General features: G+C 71.9%; 14 protein-coding genes. 5 read left to right on the plus strand and 9 right to left on the minus strand.

Going from position 1 to position 16,139, the window contains the following annotated elements; genetic code table 11:
* Positions 1-45: 45 nt before the first annotated feature.
* From ACWEPL_RS12975 to ACWEPL_RS12985, 3 genes are all read right to left on the minus strand, one after another.
* Positions 46-1,818, minus strand: a complete 1,773-nt coding sequence (locus ACWEPL_RS12975; protein ID WP_452436182.1) for an NAD+ synthase — start codon at positions 1,816-1,818, stop codon at positions 46-48.
* A 33-nt stretch (positions 1,819-1,851) separates the two neighbouring features.
* On the minus strand, positions 1,852-3,336 hold the full coding sequence (locus ACWEPL_RS12980; protein WP_452436183.1) for a BTAD domain-containing putative transcriptional regulator: 1,485 nt from the start codon (positions 3,334-3,336) through the stop codon (positions 1,852-1,854).
* Between the two features lie 85 nt (positions 3,337-3,421).
* Entirely contained in the window at positions 3,422-4,615 is a 1,194-nt protein-coding gene (locus tag ACWEPL_RS12985) for an MDR family MFS transporter (RefSeq protein ID WP_452436184.1), read from the minus strand.
* 59 nt (positions 4,616-4,674) lie between these two features.
* Between ACWEPL_RS12985 and ACWEPL_RS12990 the strand changes: the two genes are divergently transcribed.
* Positions 4,675-5,640, plus strand: coding sequence for a DUF5937 family protein (locus tag ACWEPL_RS12990; RefSeq protein WP_363963323.1), 966 nt, complete (start codon positions 4,675-4,677; stop codon positions 5,638-5,640).
* On the opposite strand, the gene ACWEPL_RS12995 is transcribed toward ACWEPL_RS12990, so the two are convergent.
* Together ACWEPL_RS12995 and ACWEPL_RS13000 are read right to left on the minus strand one after the other, a co-directional pair.
* Positions 5,631-6,629 carry a terpene synthase family protein gene (locus ACWEPL_RS12995; RefSeq protein ID WP_363963325.1) on the minus strand — a complete coding sequence of 333 codons (999 nt, stop codon included), beginning with the start codon at positions 6,627-6,629 and terminating at the stop codon, positions 5,631-5,633. The genes ACWEPL_RS12990 and ACWEPL_RS12995 overlap by 10 nt on opposite strands.
* A 32-nt stretch (positions 6,630-6,661) precedes the next feature.
* Complete coding sequence (locus ACWEPL_RS13000; protein ID WP_363963327.1) at positions 6,662-7,207, minus strand: EF-hand domain-containing protein; 546 nt, start codon at positions 7,205-7,207, stop codon at positions 6,662-6,664.
* Positions 7,208-7,360: 153 nt separating this feature from the next.
* Here ACWEPL_RS13000 and glnA point away from each other — a divergent pair, with 153 nt between their 5' ends.
* Positions 7,361-8,722 carry a type I glutamate--ammonia ligase gene (gene glnA / locus ACWEPL_RS13005; RefSeq protein ID WP_363963329.1) on the plus strand — a complete coding sequence of 454 codons (1,362 nt, stop codon included), beginning with the start codon at positions 7,361-7,363 and terminating at the stop codon, positions 8,720-8,722.
* Here the strand turns inward: glnA and ACWEPL_RS13010 are convergent.
* Together ACWEPL_RS13010 and ACWEPL_RS13015 are read right to left on the minus strand one after the other, a co-directional pair.
* On the minus strand, positions 8,719-9,069 hold the full coding sequence (locus ACWEPL_RS13010; protein WP_452436185.1) for a YciI family protein: 351 nt from the start codon (positions 9,067-9,069) through the stop codon (positions 8,719-8,721). The two genes, glnA and ACWEPL_RS13010, sit on opposite strands and share 4 nt — an antisense overlap.
* Before the next feature lie 71 nt (positions 9,070-9,140).
* The gene (locus tag ACWEPL_RS13015; RefSeq protein ID WP_452436186.1) at positions 9,141-9,731 is read right to left on the minus strand and encodes an AAA family ATPase; all 591 of its coding nucleotides are present in this window, start codon (positions 9,729-9,731) and stop codon (positions 9,141-9,143) included.
* A 383-nt stretch (positions 9,732-10,114) separates the two neighbouring features.
* Between ACWEPL_RS13015 and ACWEPL_RS13020 the strand changes: the two genes are divergently transcribed.
* Positions 10,115-10,828 (plus strand): PaaI family thioesterase, encoded by a 714-nt coding sequence (locus ACWEPL_RS13020; RefSeq protein WP_452436187.1) that lies wholly within the window; start codon positions 10,115-10,117, stop codon positions 10,826-10,828.
* A gap of 78 nt (positions 10,829-10,906) precedes the next feature.
* On the opposite strand, the gene ACWEPL_RS13025 is transcribed toward ACWEPL_RS13020, so the two are convergent.
* Positions 10,907-11,767 (minus strand): alpha/beta hydrolase, encoded by an 861-nt coding sequence (locus ACWEPL_RS13025; protein ID WP_452436188.1) that lies wholly within the window; start codon positions 11,765-11,767, stop codon positions 10,907-10,909.
* Between the two features lie 84 nt (positions 11,768-11,851).
* Between ACWEPL_RS13025 and ACWEPL_RS13030 the strand changes: the two genes are divergently transcribed.
* Positions 11,852-12,535, plus strand: a complete 684-nt coding sequence (locus ACWEPL_RS13030) for a type 1 glutamine amidotransferase (RefSeq protein WP_452436189.1) — start codon at positions 11,852-11,854, stop codon at positions 12,533-12,535.
* Here the strand turns inward: ACWEPL_RS13030 and ACWEPL_RS13035 are convergent.
* Positions 12,513-13,121: an HXXEE domain-containing protein gene (locus ACWEPL_RS13035; RefSeq protein ID WP_452436190.1), complete on the minus strand. Its 609-nt coding sequence runs from the start codon at positions 13,119-13,121 to the stop codon at positions 12,513-12,515. The two genes, ACWEPL_RS13030 and ACWEPL_RS13035, sit on opposite strands and share 23 nt — an antisense overlap.
* 75 nt (positions 13,122-13,196) lie before the next feature.
* Between ACWEPL_RS13035 and ACWEPL_RS13040 the strand changes: the two genes are divergently transcribed.
* Positions 13,197-16,109, plus strand: a complete 2,913-nt coding sequence (locus ACWEPL_RS13040; protein WP_452436191.1) for a bifunctional [glutamine synthetase] adenylyltransferase/[glutamine synthetase]-adenylyl-L-tyrosine phosphorylase — start codon at positions 13,197-13,199, stop codon at positions 16,107-16,109.
* Positions 16,110-16,139 lie beyond the last annotated feature (30 nt).

The following is a 16,139-nucleotide window of genomic DNA, read 5'->3' on the forward strand; positions in this document are numbered from 1 at the left end:
TTTCTTGGGTTGATCGTCGTGTTGGGATAAGAGCCCTATGGCTGATTAATCGGCGGTTTCGCGCCATCTGTTGGTGATGGGGAGGCGGCGGTCGCGGCCGAAGTTCTTCGGGGTGATCTTGGGGCCGGGCGGATACTGGCGGCGCTTGTACTCGGCCAGGTCGACCAGCCTGATGATCCTCGTGACCAGCTCCGGATCGTGGCCGGCCGCGATGAGCTCCGTCGAGCCCATGTCCTTCTCCACGTAATCGTCCAGCAGACGGTCGAGGATTTCGTACGGCGGAAGGGAATCCGTGTCGCGCTGGTCGGGGCGGAGCTCGGCGCTCGGCTCCTTGGTGATGGAATTTTCGGGAATGGGGGTTTTCGTGTCGAGCAGGAATTGCGGCAGCGAATTGGCGTTGCGCCACCTCGACAGTTCCCACACCATCGTCTTCGGGACGTCCTTGATGGGGGCGAAGCCGCCGGCCGAGTCGCCGTAGAGGGTCGAGTAGCCCGTCGCCAGCTCGCTCTTGTTGCCGGTCGTCAGGACCAGGTGGCCGTGCTGGTTCGACAGGCCCATGAGGATCATGCCGCGTACCCTCGCCTGGAGGTTCTCGGCCGCCAGGCCCGAGAGCTCGATCTCCTTCTCGATGGCGTCGACGATGTCGGCGATCGGGGCGATCCGGGAGTTGACGCCCTGCCTGCGGACGAGTTCCTCGGCGTCGGCCAGGGAGTGGTCCGAGGAGTAGCGGGACGGCATGAGGACCACGTTGACGCGCGAGGGGCCGATGGCGTCGGAGGCGATGGTGGCGGTCAGGGCCGAGTCGATGCCGCCGGACAGGCCCAGGATGACCGACTGGAAGCCGTTCTTGGCCACGTAGTCCCGCACCGCCAGGACCAGGGCCGCGTACACCTCGCCGTGCAGGTCGAGGTGCTCCGCGATCGCCGCGGGAGCCGGTTCGTACGGCTCCAGGGGGTCCGAGGAGAGCACCAGGCGCTCGACGGTGATGGTGGAGCCGTCGCCCGCGTCGTACGGGAAGAAGCCCGGCTCGGCGTCCGAGACCGGCAGCTCCAGATCGACGGTCAGCAGCTCCTCCCGGAACTGGCCCGCCCGTGCCACCAGTTCGCCCGAGGCGTCCACCACGATCGAGTCGCCGTCGAAGACCAGCTCGTCCTGGCCGCCGACCTGGTTGACGTAGACGAGGGCGCAGCCCGCCTCGCGGGCCCGGCGCGCGCACAGCTCCAGGCGTACGTCGTCCTTCTCCTTCTCGTACGGCGAGGCGTTCGGCGAGATCAGCAGCCCGGCACCCGCCTGGCCCACGACGGACACGGGGCCGCCCTCCTGCCAGAGGTCCTCGCACACCGCGATCGCCACGTCCACGCCGTGCAGCCGGAAGATCGGCAGCCGGTCGCCGCGCACGAAGTAGCGGTATTCGTCGAACACCCCGTAGTTGGGCAGGTGGTGCTTGGCCGTACGGGTCACCACCTGGCCCTTGTGGAGCACAGCGGCCGCGTCCAGCGGGGCGCCCTTCGGCTGGCCGACCCTGGGCGCCAGCCCGGCGCGGTCCACGTAGCCGACCACCACCGGCAGGTCGCCCAGGCCCTCCCGCTCCAGCCTGCGCGCCACCTCCTCCAGGGTCCGGATGCTGGCGTCCACGAAGGACGTACGCAGCACCAGGTCCTCCACGGGATAGCCGGTGAGGAACATCTCGGTGAAGACGACGAGGTGGGCTCCACGATCGGCGGCGTCGCGGGTCCACGCGATCAGCCGCTCGGCGTTGCCGTCAAGGTCGCCGACGGACGGGTTCATCTGGGCCAGGGCGATACGCAGTTGTGCCACGTCGCCAAGCCTAGTACGGCGCGATTTTTATCGTCAAAGCGACGAAAAGGAAGTCTTTTCCCCGGGTGTCACAAAACCTGACTCATACGCGGCCATAACCAGCTGTGCGCGGTCGAACAGCCCGAGATGCTCCAAGAGCGACTTGACCATGATGGCCACCTCCTCCTCGGACAAGGAGAGCGTCTGGCCGATCTGGCGGTTCGTCAGGCCGCGGGCGACGAGTTTCAGCACGTCGAGCTGGGAGTCGGCGAGCCCGGCCAGCGCCGGGGGAGAGGCCGGGTCGACGCGTCCCGCGAACCCCGCGATCAGCCGGGTGGTGATCGTCGGGTCGATGAGCGCGTCCCCGGCGGACGCGGCCCTGATCGCGGCCAGGAACTGCTCGGGAGCCGACGTTTTCAGGATGAATCCACTCACTCCTGCACGCAGTGCCGCATAAAGGTTCTCGTCGCTGCCGAACGTGGTCATCATGATCACCTTCGGCGGCCGGTTTTCGGACAGGATGCGGCGGGCGGCGGCCAGGCCGTCCAGATGGGGCATCTGGATGTCGAGCAGCACCACGTCGGGGCCGGTCTCGGCCACGAGCGCGATCGCCTCCTCGCCGTTGGTCGCCTCGCCGACCATTGTCACGCCGGGCTCGGCGTCCAGCATCGCCCGCACGCCCGCCCGTACGAGCGCCTGGTCGTCGGCCACCACGACCCGCAGCGGCGCGGTGCCGGGCACGGTGGCGGAAACGGCGGCGGGCGCTTCCACCAGAACCTGCTCCTCGGGGGCCGGGGACTCCAGGCGCTGGGCGAGCATGTCGGCCTCCAGACGCTGCAGCCCGGCCGACAGGTCGAGGCCCAGCTCGTCCCGCCACACCGAGCGCGCCCTGCGCAGCGCCCCCAGCGCGTCGCCCTGGCGCCCGAGCCCGTACAGGCCCGTGGCGAGCAGCCGCCAGGCCTCCTCCCGCAGCGGGTACGCCGACGCGTGCGCCTCCAGGTCGGCCACCAGCGACGTCGCCCGGCCCAGCGCCAGGCCGGCCCCGGCCCGGCGCTCGACGGCGATCAGGCGCAGTTCCTCCAGCCTGCCCGCCTCCGTGGCGGCCCAGCTCAGCTCGCCGAACTCGGCCAGCGCGGGCCCCCGCCACAGCTCCAGCGCCGTGTCCATGGCCGCCCACACCCGGCCCGGGTCGCCTTCCGACTTCACCAGGGCCTCGAACCGCCACGCGTCCACCTGCTCGGTCGCGGCCCGCAGGGCGTATCCGGGCGGTGCGGAGACCAGGACGCGGGCCTCCTCGCGGGGCGCGCGATCGGGTTCGAGGGCGCGGCGCAGGCGGGAGACGTATCCCTGGATGGTGGATAGGGCCTGTGCGGGCGGCGCGCCCGGCCAGAGCTCGTCGATGAGGGTGTTCACGGGTACGGCGCGGCCGCCGGCGACGAGCAGGCGCGCGAGCACCGCCCGCTGCCGCTGGCCGCCGAGATCGAGAGGGGCGCCGTCGGCCCAGGCCTGGAACGGTCCCAGCGCGGTGAATGTCAGCATGTCAGGCGTAACTTTAGAGGGAGACGGTTCCTGGGTATATGGCGAATTCTCCCAAGGTGCGCGTCTCCCGCTGCCCGCGACGCCGTCAGCGGCGTCTGATCGCGGGTCCGAGCAGCAGCATGCCCGCGGCCGACAGCACCCCCACCCCGCCGATCGTGAACCACAGAGCCTGGGAGCCGATCTCCAGCAGCGGCCCGCCGATCAGCGGCGCCAGCACCGCCGCCAGCGACCACGAGAACCCGAACAGCCCCGAATACCGCCCCCGCAGCTCGGCCGGCGCCAGCGTGGCCACGATCGCGCCCGGGATGCCCGCCGTGATGACCTCGCCCGCCGTCCACACCACGATCGTCACCACCAGCCCGAGGGTGGTCTCGACGAACGCCGTCATCGCGAACCCGAGCGCCATCACCGCCAGCCCCAGCGCGAACATGCGGGCGGGGTCCCGGCGCCCCAGCCACCCCGACACCAGGGGCTGCACGATGACGATCATGATCCCGTTCAGGGCCATGGCCACCCCGAACTCCCCGGCCGACAGCCCCACGACCTTCGTCATCGCCACCGGCAGCATGGTGAACGTCTGCGAGTAGACCAGCGCGTTCCCCAGCGCCACCAGCGTGAACCCGATCATCACCCGGTCCCGCAGCACCACGCCGAACCCGCCCGCGGACTCCCGCGCCGCCGGCCTGGTCTCGGGGACGGCCCGCCACACCAGCACGGCGAAGACCACGCTGGACAGCGCGTCGATCCAGAACAGCCAGAGGAACCCGAGGCTCGCCAGCCAGCCCCCGGCCGTCACGCCGACCGCGTACCCGAGGTTGATCCCCCAGAACAGCAGCCCGTACGCCCGGGGCCGCTCCTCGGGTGAGACCAGGTCCGCGACGAGGGCGGACGAGGCGGGCCGGTAGATGTCCATCACCAGGCCGAGCACGAGCATCGAGGCCACGACCGCCGGCAGCGAGGTGCTGTAGCCGAGCGCCAGCATGGTCGCGGCCGTGGCCAGCATCCCGCCCGACAGCGTGGCGCGGCGCCCGATCCGGTCGGTGAGCACCCCCGCGACCAGCTGCGACAGCAGCGAGCCCACCCCGAACACGCCCATCACCAGGCCCGCCGCCGCCACCGACAGGCCGCGGCTCTGCGTCAGGTAGACGCCGGTGAAGGGCAGGACCATGGTGCCCAGGCGGTTCACCACCGTGCCGCCCCAAAGGGCCCAGAACGCGCGGGGCAGCCCGCCGATCTGGGACCGGAAAAACGACCTTCGCTCAAGAGTTGTGCTCGACACGCGACAAAGCCTGATATGCCAGGTTTGTGGGGGCGAACGATTTAGTGCAGGCTAAAAGCATGCCGATCGAGTGGATGCTGAAGCCGGAGGACGTGGCCCGGATCCGGTTCGCGTTCTCGCCGATGTGGGAGCTGGTCGCCAGCCTGCGCACCCTCCAGGGGCCGTCCAGGCAGTCGATCCACCTGCCCTGGCTCAAGGCCGTACGCCCCCGCCTGGCGGCGCTGGACCTGGCCGAGCTGTTCGCGCTCGTGCCCGCGACCGGCTACATGGCCGACTTCATCACGCCGCCGCCCGACACGCCGATGCCGGAGTTCGCCGCCGAGCTGGAGCGGGTCAGGAACGCGGATCCCGGGCAGGCCCGCGAGGAGGCGGCGAAGATCGTGGGGACCGACCGGGCCGTGCTGGAGCGGTTCATGGCCGACCCCGAGGCGGGCGTGGCCAGGGTCGCCGCCACGCTGGAGGCGTACTGGGAGGCGTGCTTCGCGGAGTTCTGGCCCCGCGTGTACGGGCTGCTCGAACGGGACGTGCTGCGCCGGTCACGGCAGCTCGCCCAGGGCGGGGCGCGCGAGCTGTTCGCCGCGCTCGATCCGGCAGTGGTGTGGACGGGGGAGCGGCTGCTCATCGACCGGCCCTGGTGCGAGGCGGGCGGCCTGCACGGCGACGGGCTGGTGCTGGTGCCCAGCGCGTTCTGGGGACCGGCCGCCGTGGCGGTGATGACGGCGCCGTACCAGTCGATGCTGGTCTACCCCGTGCTCGGCGTCGGCACGCTGTGGGAGCAGGGCCCGCCGCCCGCGCCCGGCGCGCTCGCCGCGCTGATCGGCAGGAGCCGGGCGCAGATCCTGCTCGCCCTCGCCGAGCCCGCCACGACCTCGGCCCTGGCCGCCCGCATGGCGCTCACGCCCGGTGCGGTCAGCCAGCACCTCGGGGTGCTCAGCGGCGGCGGGCTCACGGTGGGGATGCGGGTCGGCAAACAGGTCGTCTACCGCCGCACCCCCACGGGCGACACGCTGGCGGGTCACGCGTAGCGCTTGGACTCCAGCAGCCAGTCGAGGTGGGCGCGCGGCGCCGCCAGGTACGCGCAGGCGACCTTGCTGACGTCCCTCGCCTCCTTCGGCGCCAGATCGTCCAGCGGCAGCCGCCTGGCGGCCTTGTGCATGTCCTGGCAGCGCGCGGCGATCCGGTCGAGCACCCAGGCCGTCGCCTCACGCTCGCCCAGCCCGAGCTGGCGCATCGCGAGCACCACGAAGTTGTGCACGTCGCCGCGCTCCTTCGGCCGGGAGGCCACGTCGTTGCACCACGCCGTGACGTCGCTGCACGCGCTCACCAGCTGCTGCCACGGCTCGCACTCGTGCACCCACACGGGCACCTCGACCCGCAGGCACGGCTCGACCAGGTCGTAGAGGTACGGCCCCACGGTGCCCCTGCGCAGCGCCGGATATTCCTCCAGCGTCGGCATCCGGCCCGCCGCCCGGTTGTCGGCCTCGGTACGGCACGCGTCGTGCTGGCGCCGCAACCCGACCGCGAACCTGGCCCGCCACCGGTCGCTCATCCGCGCGCTCGTCACCCGCCACAGGTCCGCGAACGCCGCCTCCAGCGGATGCCTGGCCGCGCCCCTGAGCATGCCGTCGAAGATGTCCAGCGGGCAGGAGCCCTCGTCCAGCTCGTCGTCCAGGTGGAACAGCCACGTCAGCCACTGCGCGAACAGTGCCGCCGCGGCCGCGTCGAACTCGGCGAACGCCCGGCCCGCCATCCGGTGGTAGCCCACGCCGGGGGCGGCCCGCAGCCCGGTCCTCCTGGCCCAGTCGATGACCGCGGCCTCGATCGCGTACACGGCCGGGTGCATCCGGCACGGGGCCGCCATCGCGGGCACCCGCTCGGTGAGCGGCAGCAGCGCCATCGCGGCCGAGCCGCCCCTGCGCGGCAGCGGCAGCACCGAGGTCAGGGCCGAACGCAGCGCGGTACGCACCGTCGCGAACACGGTGGGGCTCGCGGTGGTGTCAGCAGTGCTCTTCACAGCGGTCTTCTCGCCGGTCCTCACGCCCGCCCTCACAGCGGGCCGAAGAGCCAGTTGCCCGCGGCATTGGGGTCGGCGCCGCGGTAGTAGTCGGAGGCGGCCTGGACCAGCTCGTCCACGGTGAGCGTGCCCCTGCCCTCGCGGTCGAGGCGGTCGAAGGCCGCGTCGACGTCGTCGTACGCCACGCCGAACGCGCTCAGCATCGTGCGGAAGTCGCCCGGGCCGATCTCCCCGTCGCCGTCGCCGTCGCACAGTTCGGCGACCGCCACCGTCGCGGGCCTGAACACCGCGTCGTACTGGTCGCCCGTGACGAACGCCGCCACCATCCCGGCCCGGAAGTCCGGGCGCGCGATCCCGAAGTCGATGTCGCGCTCGAGCGCCTTCGACAGCGCCGACCAGATCTCGTCGAAGCCGTCGACGAGGCTGGCCCCGGTGACCGAGGTGGGGGACTCCCCGAAGCCCACCAGGATGCGGGCGCCCAGACCCAGCAGGTCCTCCCGCTCGACGACGCCGTTGCCACTCGCGTCGATGTGGTCGAATGCCCGATCTAGCTTGTGATTGAGCAGGTCGATAGCCACCAATGCCTCCCCCGAGACTGACTGCGTGATCACAGTAAGCTCGGGGCGGGGCCTTTGTCAGCGAGGCTCGCACCGGCACCCCCCGTAACGTGTGCGAAACACGGGCGCGGCATGCTGGTAGCTGGACCTGTACGGACAGATAGAGGGGACGCCGTGGACCGCCAGCAGGAGTTCGTGCTCCGCACGCTCGAGGAACGCGACATCCGGTTCATCCGGCTGTGGTTCACTGACGTGCTCGGTTTCCTCAAGTCAGTGGCCATCGCCCCGGCCGAGCTGGAAGGCGCGTTCGCCGAGGGCATAGGTTTCGACGGCTCGGCCATCGAGGGTTTCGCGCGTGTCTACGAGTCCGACATGCTCGCCAAGCCCGACCCGGCCACGTTCCAGATCCTGCCCTGGCGCAGCGAGACGCCGGGCGCGGGCCGCATCTTCTGCGACATTTTGATGCCGGACGGCTCGCCGTCGCACGCCGACCCGCGCTGGGTGCTCAAGCGCACGCTCGCCAAGTGCGCCGACATGGGCTTCACCTTCTACACCCACCCGGAGATCGAGTTCTTCCTGCTGAAGAACCGCCCGGAGGCCGGCGAGCGACCCGAGCCGATCGACTCCGGCGGCTACTTCGACCACACGCCGCACAGCGCGGGCCACGACTTCAGGCGCCAGGCGGTGCTGATGCTGGAGTCGATGGGCATCTCGGTGGAGTTCAGCCACCACGAGGGCGCCCCCGGGCAGCAGGAGATCGACCTGCGCTACGCCGACGCGCTGACCACGGCCGACAACATCATGACCTTCCGCCTGGTCATGAAGGAGGTCGCCCTGGAGCAGGGCATCTGGGCCTCCTTCATGCCCAAGCCGTTCACCGAGCACCCCGGCTCCGGCATGCACACCCACATGTCGCTGTTCGAGGGCGACCGCAACGCCTTCTACGAGGCCGGGTCCGAATACCGGCTGTCCAAGATCGGCCGCTCGTTCATCGCCGGGTTGCTCAAGCACGCCGCCGAGATCACCGCCATCACCAACCAGTGGGTCAACTCCTACAAGCGGCTCTGGGGCGGCGCCGAGGCCATCGCGGGTCAGGGCGGCGAGGCCCCCTCCTACGTGTGCTGGGGCCACAACAACCGCTCCGCCCTGGTCCGGGTGCCGATGTACAAGCCGCACAAGGGCGGCTCGACACGCATCGAGTTCAGGTCGCTCGACTCGGCGTGCAACCCGTACCTCGCCTTCGCGCTGATCCTGGCCGCGGGCCTGAAGGGCATCGAGGAGAGCTACGAGCTGCCCGCCGCCGCCGAGGACAACGTGTGGACGCTGACCAGCGCCGAGCGGCGGGCCCTCGGCATCCAGCCGCTGCCCGGCTCCCTCAACGACGCGATCGCGGTGATGGAGCAGAGCGAGCTGGTGGCCGAGACGCTCGGGGAGCACGTCTTCGACTTCTTCCTGCGCAACAAGCGCGCGGAGTGGCGCGAATACCGGCGGCACGTCACCGAGTTCGAGCTCGGCCGCTACCTGCCGGTGCTCTAGACGGCTCCCTGAAACTCGCGGACCTCGATGGGCAGCAGGGCCACGGCCCCGGCCAGCTTGCGGGCCCATTCCAGGGCCGCGTCCATGTCGGGCGCCCTGATGATCGTGAAACCGCCGATGTGCTCCTTGCCCTCCACGTAAGGGCCGTCGGTGGTGAGCGGCTCGCCGTCGCTCATCCGCACCACGCGGGCGCTGGAAGGTGACCGGAGCGCGCCCGAGAAGACCCAGACGCCCGCGTCCCGCATCTCCTGTTCGACGACGCCGATGTCGCGCATGATCGGGTCCAGGACCTCGGGCGGGGGCGGGGGCCCGTCGGGCTGCTGCATGCTGAGCACGTACTGCTTCATGTGACTTTTCCTTTCCGTCACCTCTCACACGAACGCGGTGCGGCCGTATCGACATCCGGCGCGCGGAAATCTCATCGCGTGCGCGTCGGCGTCCGGTCGAACACGATCTCCTGGAGCAGCCCGGCCTGGACCCGGTCGACGATGAACGCGCCGGTGGCGGGCCCGGGGTCGCCGGACTTCACCCTGGCCGACAGGCTCTCCCACCTGCGCCGATGGCGCGCGAACGTCCTGGGCGCGACCACCCGGCCCCTGGCCAGCTGCCCCGCCAGCGCGTCCTCCGGCGGCGCGTCGAGCAGGAGCAGGTGGAAGCTCGCCCGGTGCCTGCGGGCCAGCCAGGCGAAACCCCGCAGCACGTACGGCGCGCAGCCCCGGTTGTGGGCGACGATCGAGTGCCCCAGGACCAGGGCGCGGCGGATGCGGCTCAGGTGGGTGACGAAGACCACGGCGCGGCGTAGCGGACCGGGGGCCCAGCCGAGCCGCTCGTGCCAGTGCCGCTTGGACTGGTAGGTGTCGATCACCACGACCGTGCCGACGGTGACGGGCAGGCTCTCCGCGCCGTGCAGTCCGTACAGGCGCCGCAGCAGCGTGGTCTTCCCCGCGCCCGGCAACCCCGTCAAGATGACCAGCGACCCCGGCGGAAACCGCAACCTCGCCGCCTGCACAGACCCACCCCCGCTTCTGTCGTGTTGCTTACAGCTTCTCCGAGGTTGGCCCCGGACGCGCACTTGGGATCGGCGGTTTTGTCACGGGCCAAGGGAAACCCGGGATAGGGTAAAGGGAACGCCTTGATCGGCCTCACATCGGGGAAGCCCGGAGTGGGGCCGATTTTCGTTGCTTCTAACCTCCGGGTCACATCCCGGCGATGTGTGGCGCATAGCGTGTCGGTGGGTGGGAAGTTTCGGGCCCCTTCGAGGCGTTATGTGGTGGTGTCGATCAGCCTCAGGACCCCCGAGATCTGGTGAAACCGGGCGTCCAGTAAAATCGGCCTGCTTCTATTGACATTTCTGGACTTGTCGCCGTATGTGGCGATATTGGAGGGTGTGGCATGACGACGTCTGCCCTGCAGACAGTGCTGACGGTTCCGGAGCGCTTCCGGGGCCCGGCGGGAGTCGCCAACGGCGGCTGGATCGCGGGCACCATGGCGGAGGCGCTGAACGGGGGCCGATCAGCGGTCGAGGTCACGTTGCATGCGCCGACCCCTTTGCGAACCGAGTTGCGCCTGGAGCACGTCGCCAACTCCGTCTCCCTCTACGACGGCGACAAGCTGCTGGTCGAGGCCATCCCCGTGGCCGAGGACCTGGAGGGCCCGGGGTTCCTGCCGTTCAACGACGCGGCCCGCGCCGAGGCGGGGTTCGTGGGCCTGAAGGCGCACCCGTTCGCCGAGTGCTTCGCCTGCGGGCTGCGCGAGCCCGGTGACGGCCTGCGCATCTTCCCCGGCCCGGTGGAGGGCACGGACCTGGTGGCGGCCGGCTGGCGGGTGCCGTTCACGGTGACGGGCGAGGACGGCGTGCCCGCCTCGATCGTGGGCGCCGTGCTCGACTGCATCACCGGCTGGGCCCACTTCGGCCCGGGCGAGAGCGCGCTGCTCGGCCGCCTGGCCGTGCAGATCCACCGCCCGGTCCACCCCGGCGGCCGCTACTCCGTCGTGGCCCGCCCGACCGGCCGCGACGGCCGCAAGATGTACGGCCAGAGCGCCATCTACGAGGCGGACGGCACGCTGGTCGCCGCCGCCCGCGCCACCTGGATCGCTCCACGCTGACCTGCGGTCCCGGCGATCTCGGAGAACGGCCCCTGAGCACCGCTCGGGGGCCGTTCCGCGTCCACGGCCCGCGCCTTGTCAGGAGGAGCCGGCGAGGTGGGTGACGACGGACGAGACGCAGCGGTCGTCGAACAGGATCGTGTAGTGGTTGCAGTCCGGGATCACCTCGTCCCGCAGCCCCGGGAGGCGGGCGGACCAGGGGCGGGCCAGTTCGTCGGGCAGCATGCCGACGTCCTGGTTGAGCAGGCCGCGCGGCGCCCTGAGGAGGGAGAGCGGTGACGTGATGGCGGTCAGGGCGGCGGCGATGGCCTTCGACTCCAGGCGCAGCCAGCGTCCGTCCTGCAGCACCGCCTCCGGGGCCACTCGCGACCTGAGCGCCCCGTCCGGGCCCGTCAGGTCATAGCGGACGTACGCCTCCACGTCGGCGTTCCAGTGGCCGGCGAAGGCCGGATGCGCCTTGAAGAAGTCGACGTAGGCGTCCGCGGTGGGGAACGTCTGGCGCAGCCGGGCGAGCGCCGGCCCGAGCGTGGCCTCCATCGCCTCGTCGGCGTCCACCCCCTCGGGCAGCGGGGGGAAGGGCAGGCCGCCGTCCACCAGCACGACCCGCGCGAAGTCCCGCTCCGCGGCGGCCAGGGCGGCCACGTACGCGCCCATCGAGTGCCCCGTCAGCACCGCGTCCGGGCCCGCCCCCACGTGGTCGGCGACGCGCAGGACGTCCTCGGCGTGCCTCGGCAGCCCGTACGGCCCGGGCAGCGAGGCGCTGTGCCCGCGACCGCGCAGGTCCATGGCGACCATCGACCACTCCTCGGGCAGCCGCCGCGCCACCGCGCCCCAGGCCATCAGGGAGGCCGTGATCCCGTGGACCGCGATGATCGTGCGCGGTCCCGTGCCGAACCTGGCGATCCGCAGACCGCCGACATCGTCCAACTCGAAGCTCATGGTCGGAGCTTAGGCATCCGGGTGATCGGGCGGGCAGGGGGGCGGTGTGGGGAATTGTAGTGATATTCCGGATAATGCCCTGATATGCGTATCACCGTTGTTCAGCACGAGGACGAGGCCGGGCTCGGATACCTCGGTGACTGGCTGGGGCTGCCCTGTGACGTCGTCCGGCCGTACCTCGGCGAGGAGATCCCCGCGCGCCCGGCGGACGGGCTGATCGTGCTCGGCGGTGCGGCGGCCGCCTGGGAGGACGAGCGGAGCCCGTGGCAGCCCGCCACCCGCGACCTGCTGCGCCGGGCCGTGGAGGAGGGCACGCCCACGCTGGCCATCTGCCTGGGGGCGCAGTTGTTGACCATGGCCTGCGGCGGCACCGTCGAGCGGGGGACGAACGGGCTCGAGGTGGGCGCCTGCGAGGTGGTCGCGCTGCCCGCGGCCGCCGATGACCGGCTGCTGGCCGGGGTCGGGACGGCGGTGGCCGTCCAGTACCACCAGGACGTGATGACGCGGCTGCCCGACGGCGCGGTGCCGCTGATGACCGGGGCACAGTACCCGAACCAGGCCTACCGGCTGGGGGAGGCCGCGTGGGCGATCCAGTTCCACCCCGAGGCCACGCCGGAGATCTTCACGTCCTGGACCGACGGGTCGGGGCTGGACGCGGCCGAGGAGCTCAACACCGCGGTCAAGACCGCCGAGAGCGAGCTCGTGGCCACCTGGCGGCCGGTGGCGGAGGCGTTCGCGGAGGTGGTCAGGACCGGCGGCCGCGCCTGAACCACCGCGTCCGCCCGGCCCCGGCCGTGCCTGAACCACCGTGTCCGCCCGGCCCCGGCCGTGCCGAGCAAACGGCCCTGTCCGAGCGGGGCCGGGTCAGGGCGTGGGCCGCGGCGTGCACGCCGGCCAGCACGACCGGGAGCGCGGCCAGGCCCGCCCAGCCCGACGCCCCCGTCCGTACCGGCACCCCTTCGGCCCGCAGCCGCCGCCAGGCCCACACCGAGAACGGGATGACCACCACGGGCGCGGTCACCGTCCCCGGCGTGTACCCCCGCGTCACCGCGGCCTGCGCCAGGTGCATCGCCCCGTGCGCCCCGAACCCCAGCAGCGCCGCCTGGAACACCGGGCTCCGCCCGCCCGTACGCGCCCCCAGCGCCGAGGCCCCCGCCATCACCCCGCCCATGAGGCCGATGGCCACGTTCACGTGCCGCTGCGAGACCTCCAGCCGCTCCCACGGCACCCACGGCAGCCGCTCCTCCAGCCGGGGCCGGGCCGAACGCGTCCAGCCCGCCATGGTCGCCAGCTCCTCCACGTCGTGCACCGCCCACGCGGCCAGCAGGCCCCACGTGACGGCAGGCGGAACCATCGCCGATCGCCTCCCTAAAATGCAACGCAACGTTGCGTTTATATGCTACGGCCGAAGTCCTGTCAAGATGGAGGGGTGCCCAGGATCGAATCCACCGCCGCGCGGCTCGCCAGGCTCGGCTTCGCCGACGGCGCCAGGGCCGCCCAGCTCGTCCGGCAGGCCGGAGCCGAAGTGGACGAGCTCCTGGAGTTCCTGATGGACGTGGCCGACCCCGACGAGGCGCTGGTCTCGCTGACCCGCCTGGCCGAGCGCGATCCCGCCGTGCTCGACGTCCTGCGCCGCGACGAGGGGCTGCGCACGAGGCTGCTGGCCGTCCTGGGCGTCAGCGCCGCACTCGGCGACCATCTGGTGCGCCACCCCGGCCAGGTGGCGCTCCTGGCCGCGCCGCTGCCGGGCGACGCACGGGCCGAGCTGCTCAAGGCGGTCGGCGCGCAGCCGGGGGAGGCCGCCACCGCGGAGCGCCCGCTGGAGGCGCTGCGCGTGGCCTACCGGGGCCGGCTGCTGCATCTGGCCGCCCGGGACCTCACGGGAGAGGCCACGCTGGCCGAGGTCATGGTGGAGCTGTCCGACCTCGCGGGCGCCGCGCTGGAGGCCGCGCTGGCCATCGCCCGGGCCGAGGTCGACGACGGCGAGGTACGCCTGGCGGTCATCGGCATGGGCAAATGCGGCGCCAGGGAGCTCAACTACATCAGCGACGTCGACGTGATCTTCGTGGCGGAGCCGCGCGAGGGCGCCGACGAGACCAAGGCGCTGCGCACCGCGACCCGGCTGGCCCAGGCCATGATGCGGGCCTGCTCCGCCACCACGTCCGAGGGCTCCCTGTGGGAGGTGGACGCGGGCCTGCGGCCGGAGGGCAGGTCGGGCCCGCTGGTGCGCACGCTCGGCAGTCACCTGGCCTACTACCGGCGCTGGGCCAAGACGTGGGAGTTCCAGGCGCTGCTCAAGGCCCGGCCGGTCGCGGGCGACATGGAGCTCGGCTCGGCCTACGTCGAGGCGGTCAACGACCTCGTGTGGACGGCGGCCACGCGTGATCACTTCGTCGAGGACGTGCAGGCCATGCGCCGCCGGGTCGAGGCCCACGTGCGGGCCGAGGGCGACCGCCAGCTCAAGCTGGGGCCGGGCGGGCTGCGCGACATCGAGTTCGCGGTGCAGCTGCTCCAGCTCGTCCACGGCAGGCTCGACCCGCTGCTGCGCCGCAGGGCCACGCTGCCCGCGCTGGCGGCACTGTCCCGGGGCGGCTACGTCGGCCGCGACGACTCGCGCGGGCTGGCGGAGGCGTACTCGTACCTGCGCCAGATCGAGCACCTCCTGCAGCTCCACCGGCTGCGGCGCACCCACATCGTGCCCACGGACGAGTCCGACCTGCGCAGGCTGGGCCGCGCGCTCGGCATGCAGACCGACCCGGTGGGGGAGTTCACGGCGCGGTGGCGGCGGCACTCCATGGAGGCGCGGCGGCTGCACGAGAAGCTGTTCTACCGGCCGCTGCTCCAGGCGGTGTCGCGGCTGCAGGAGTCGGAGGCGCGGCTGTCGACCACTGCGGCCAAGGCCAGGCTCGAAGCGCTCGGCTACGTCGATCCCACCGGCGCGCTGCACCACATCGCCGCCCTCAGCGCGGGCGTGTCCAGGCGGGCGGCCATCCAGCGCACGCTGCTGCCCGTCATGCTGGGGTGGTTCGCCGACACGCCCGACCCGGACGCGGCGCTGCTCGGGTTCCGGCAGGTCAGCGACAAGCTGGGCAGCACGCCCTGGTATCTGCGGCTGCTGCGCGACGAGACCGCGGTGGCCTCCAGGATGTCGCGCGTGCTCGGCACCAGCCGCTACGCGACCGGCCTGATCATGAACGCGCCCGAGGCGGTCGCGATGCTGGGCTCGGACGACGAGCTCGCCGTACGCTCCCGGGAGTCGCTGGCCGGCGAGGCCTCGGCGGCGGTCTCCAGGCACCAGGGCGACCCCGAGCCGGCCGTCGCGGCCGTGCGGGCGCTGCGGAGAAAAGAGCTGTTCCGGACGGCCGTGGCCGACATCTTCCGGCTCATCGACATCGAGACGGTCGGCGGCGCCCTGTCGTCCCTGACCGACGTGACCCTCCAGGCCACCCTCGACGTCGCCCTCGCCAAGGTCCCCCGCGTCACGAGGTTCGCCATTATCGCGATGGGCCGGCTCGGCGGCATGGAGAGCTCCTACGCGAGCGACGCCGACGTCATGTTCGTGCACTCGCCGCTGCCGGGCGTGGCGGAGCGCGAGGCCACCGACGCCGCCTTCGCCGTGGCCAACGAGGTGCGCCGGCTGCTCTCGCTGCCCGCCCCCGACCCGCCCCTGATCATCGACCCCGACCTGCGTCCCGAGGGGCGCCAGGGCCCCCTGGTGCGGACGATGGCCTCCTACCGCGCCTATTACGCGCGCTGGTCGTCGCCGTGGGAGTCGCAGGCGCTGCTGCGGGCCAGGTTCTCGGCGGGTGACGCGGAGCTGGGGCGGGAGTTCACCTCGATGGTCGACGAGCTGCGCTACCCGAAGGGCGGCCTGCACGACGACGCGGTCAGGGAGATCAGGCGGCTCAAGGCCCGCATGGAGGCCGAGCGCCTGCCGCGCGGCGCCGATCCCGGCCTGCACACCAAGCTGGGCCCCGGCGGGCTGTCCGACGTGGAGTGGGTGGCCCAGCTCCTGCAACTGCGGTACGCGGGCACGCTGGGGTCCCTGCGCACCACCCGCACGCTCGACGCCCTGCGCGCGGCCGTGACCGAGGGGCTGCTCGCCCCGGCCGACGAGGCCGTGCTGGCCGAGGCGTGGCGCTTCGCCTCCCGCATCCGCGACGCGATCATGCTGGTCAAGGGCCGCCCGGGCGACAGCGTCCCGCGCGACTCGGGCGAGCGGAAGCTGATCGCCCAGACGCTCGGCTACCCGCCGGACGGCTCGGAGGACTTCCTCGACGACTACCGCCGCGTGACCCGCCGCGCACGACAAGTGATGGACCGAGTTTTCTACGGGGCTTGATCGGCGGCGCGTACGGGTGTATCAAAGCCC

This window comes from Nonomuraea sp. NPDC004186 (assembly GCF_053603495.1).

Coding starts and splice junctions, on each gene's coding strand:
- ACWEPL_RS13025 (WP_452436188.1), bottom strand. CDS start 11,767: ATGAGCTTCGAGTTGGACGATGTCGGCGGTCTGCGGATCGCCAGGTTC.
- ACWEPL_RS13020 (WP_452436187.1), top strand. CDS start 10,115: ATGACGACGTCTGCCCTGCAGACAGTGCTGACGGTTCCGGAGCGCTTC.
- ACWEPL_RS13035 (WP_452436190.1), bottom strand. CDS start 13,121: ATGGTTCCGCCTGCCGTCACGTGGGGCCTGCTGGCCGCGTGGGCGGTG.
- ACWEPL_RS13030 (WP_452436189.1), top strand. CDS start 11,852: ATGCGTATCACCGTTGTTCAGCACGAGGACGAGGCCGGGCTCGGATAC.
- ACWEPL_RS12980 (WP_452436183.1), bottom strand. CDS start 3,336: ATGCTGACATTCACCGCGCTGGGACCGTTCCAGGCCTGGGCCGACGGC.
- ACWEPL_RS12990 (WP_363963323.1), top strand. CDS start 4,675: ATGCCGATCGAGTGGATGCTGAAGCCGGAGGACGTGGCCCGGATCCGG.
- ACWEPL_RS13010 (WP_452436185.1), bottom strand. CDS start 9,069: ATGAAGCAGTACGTGCTCAGCATGCAGCAGCCCGACGGGCCCCCGCCC.